Source organism: Poseidonocella sp. HB161398, assembly GCF_005870025.1.
Lineage (GTDB): Bacteria > Pseudomonadota > Alphaproteobacteria > Rhodobacterales > Rhodobacteraceae > Mangrovicoccus.
The window spans coordinates 1-3,174 of sequence record NZ_VATA01000169.1; the positions used below are offsets into that span (position 1 = coordinate 1).

Annotated in this window: 3 protein-coding genes and 1 pseudogene; 1 reads left to right on the forward strand and 3 read right to left on the reverse strand. The window is 50.1% G+C overall.

Annotated features, from left to right (window positions below; translation table 11 throughout):
- Positions 1-405: 405 nt before the first annotated feature.
- The 3 genes from FGX59_RS36280 to FGX59_RS36290 are packed head-to-tail and all read right to left on the reverse strand — an operon-like array spanning position 406 to position 2,438.
- Positions 406-801 carry a flagellar biosynthesis repressor FlbT gene (locus FGX59_RS36280; RefSeq protein ID WP_138473402.1) on the reverse strand — a complete coding sequence of 132 codons (396 nt, stop codon included), beginning with the start codon at positions 799-801 and terminating at the stop codon, positions 406-408.
- The gene (gene flaF / locus FGX59_RS36285; protein WP_240722878.1) at positions 801-1,226 is read right to left on the reverse strand and encodes a flagellar biosynthesis regulator FlaF; all 426 of its coding nucleotides are present in this window, start codon (positions 1,224-1,226) and stop codon (positions 801-803) included. Before flaF ends, FGX59_RS36280 begins: the two co-directional genes overlap by 1 nt.
- A 12-nt stretch (positions 1,227-1,238) precedes the next feature.
- A complete protein-coding gene (locus tag FGX59_RS36290) occupies positions 1,239-2,438 on the reverse strand; it encodes a flagellin (protein WP_370296508.1) in 1,200 nt (399 codons plus the stop codon).
- Positions 2,439-2,743: 305 nt separating this feature from the next.
- On the opposite strand from FGX59_RS36290, the pseudogene FGX59_RS39180 reads away from it, so the two are divergent.
- A pseudogene (locus tag FGX59_RS39180) lies at positions 2,744-3,174 on the forward strand (transposase); the annotation flags it as partial.

Here is a 3,174-nt window from a genome sequence, read left to right on the forward strand (position 1 = left end):
GTCTTGTAGGTCGTCTTCGGAGGTCTGCTCATGCTGCCCAGCTAGCATGCTGGATTCACGAGATGAATCCTCCCGGATTTGCGCAACAACGCCCAGGTACATCATAAACACTGAATGTCTGTCACGATGCCCATAGAGTAAATCAGTCCCGGGAAAGGGGGGGGCGGTCAAGCACCGATTTCTGCAACAACGCCCAATTGAGCTCTTGACTCCGCAGGCTTGCGAAGTTCTGCAATAATGCCTTAACAGGGTGCCGAAAAAGCCCGTGCGGCGACGGAGTGCAGGGCAAGACTGGAAAAATTGTCCGGAATGCGGCTGTACGTGAACTTCTCTCGAGGATGCTTCGGCCGAATACGGAACAGTTTCCTCGCTGGCGACGCCTCAGAGCCATTTTTCAGCACACTGCTAACCGTCAAGAAGATTCTTTTCATGTGGAATTAGCTCCCGCAAAGACTTAAGGCATTGGTAGAAGTTCCCCTTCTTCGCAAAGTCTAGTGCCGAAAGTATTGACTCAGCCCCACTAGAACCAGAAAAAATTTCCGTCAGCCTCCCTATTTCCTGGACTAAATACTCGCCAACTTCTTCAGGTCTCCTATCACCGGCGAGCACCAACTGCGCCAAATAACAAACGCGCCCTACAGGAGTATCGGCATCTTCGGGATGTATTGCATCTCGAAGGCGTAAAATATTCACATTGGGAGAAAGAATATTTATTCTGCTCCGACGAATTCCATTTTCAATCACCGCGCCATTTATCAGAAACCGCTCTCTCGGCCCGAGTTTCAAAACCAAACCGGCCATCACCGACCCTCCCTGAGACCTTTCATGATAGATACGTTTATCTCCAGTAGAATCGCGACACTGGCCTCGTGCAAAAGAACTCTCCTGGTGTGTTTTTGAACAAACGAGTTCAAAATGAAAATTTTTTTCTTTAACTCTAAAGGTAGCGGGTTTTCGTCGTTGGAAACGTCAAGCGCTAGTATGGTCCAAAGTCGTCTATTTTCATGGAGAGCTGCGGCCAAGCTGGAAAATGACGCTCCAGACCTTGTGGAATCCCTTATGCTTCTAGTGATCCTTCCAAGAGTTTCGTATTCGGCACCACGCTGTGTGCTAGCTGCCGCGGAGTAGCTGGAATACGCTGACAATGCTCTGGTCCGGATGGTCAATTTTGCACCATTAAATTTCTTTTCTCCAAGAGGTAAGTGCCGACATGTTGATGTCGGCACCCTTGGAATCAGTTAGCGAAACAATGCCAAGATATTTTGCGGAGCCTGATTTGCAATTGATAGCGCTTGAATTCCAAGTTGCTGCTGAACTTGAAGCGCTTGTAGCCGTGCAGATGCTTCTTCCATGTCAGCATCTACCATTGCGCCGATGCCTGCGTTCATCGAGTCAGTTAGTTTTGAAACGAACATAGACTGAGTGGAAATCTGAGCACCATCGGAGCCAAACGATGACGCGGCATCGATTGCGACTCCGATAAGGGATTCCATTGTCACAAGTTGTGCGGCAAGTGTTCCAGAACTCGTTGCATCAATGGTCGAAAGACCTGCCAGACCTCCGGAACCCTCATCACCAAATTGTCCCGTGACAGTCAGATCAACGGTTCCGGAATTAGTGAAAACAAGCTGTCCAGGATTGGCGCTATCGTAGTCAACTTCAAGGCCGGAAATGCCGAATGACTCTATCTGCGACTTCAGGTTTGTCGCAACAATATCCTCCGGTGTGTTTCCGGCAGCAATATCATTTGCGCCAATTGTATAACTGGCTGTATAATCACCCACAGTTATGGATATACTCTCTCCGACAGTGAATGTTGGATCGACGATATCAACTGAATCGCTGCCGCCGCCGTTGTCTAAAGACATGACGAAAGTGTCTCCTGACCCCGAAACTACCGTATTTGTTCCCCCGGTGAACACCGACTTTGCGGTGTAACCTGATGAACCCAGATTAACGCCGGAGACTGAAATATAGGATGCCGTGACTGCGCCAGTACTATCACGATCAATCGAGGACAGAACATTTGTCGTCGTAGTTGTCCCGTCAACTAGGTTAAGACCATTAAATTGCGCCGCGCCCACAACTGATGTGATCTGTTCCTTCAGCGCGGTAATGTCGTTGTTTAGCTTTGTTCGATCCACATTATCGCCCTGGGCTGCAACGACTTTTTCCTTAATCTGTCCCAGAAGATCGGTTATCGTCTCGGCCGCGGTTTGAGCAACGGCAACTGTAGACTCCCCCAAAGAGAGACTATCAGAAATCGCCCTGAATCCATTCACGTCGGATTCCATAACTTTTGAAATTGCCCAAATTGCAGAATTATCCTTAGCAGTGGATATTTTCTTTCCGGTTGCAATTTCTCCCTGGGTTTTTTCAAGGCCATGGTTTATTGTCTTCAATGTTTGAAGAGCGACCATGGAACTGGTATTAGTCAAGATGCTAGACATTTTTCCTCACATTTGGCACATTAAGTGCCATCCACCCAATTTAGGAGTTGCGGGATTCCCCGCACCTGTAGAAACACTCCAACCGGCACACAGTTGGACGTGGCATCTTCAATCTAGTTCAGCACCTCTAACAAAGTGATAACTCAAGTCCTTTCTCAAAGTTAAGCATTTATAAGTTTCATATATTCCAATATACTATTTCTTCATATTGTTTCTTAGGTCATGTTGACAAAAGGCGTAGCCAGACTCGGATTTGCGCAACAACGCCGTCCGCCCCAACCAGGAGACGGACAATGAAGCGATCAAGGTTCAGCGAAGAGCAGATCATCGGGATGCTGAAGGAGCAGGAGGCGGGCATGGCGACGGCCGATGTCTGCCGCAAGCACGGGGTCAGCACGGCGACGTTCTACAAATACAAGGCGCGGTTTGGCGGTCTTGAGGTGTCGGATGCCCGACGTCTCAGGGCGCTTGAGGACGAGAACGCCAAGCTGAAGAAGCTGCTGGCAGAGGCCATGCTCGAGCGCGCCAGTGAAGGCGCCATTGGTTCGAGCCCAATGGCGCGCGCGATCCTGAAGGATGTCGCGTCGCGAAAGTGGTAACGCCCGGCGTGAGGCGGGAAGCGGTGGCACATGTCGTGGCGTTCCACGGGGTGAGCCAACGACGGGCGTGCAAGGCTTTGGCGGTGGACCGGTCGAGCGTGCGCTATCGCAGCGTGCGACCGGAT

Excerpts from the sequence above, each read along its gene's own strand:
- FGX59_RS36280 (WP_138473402.1), bottom strand. The coding sequence starts at position 801 with ATGGCCGGTTTGGTTTTGAAACTCGGGCCGAGAGAGCGGTTTCTGATA.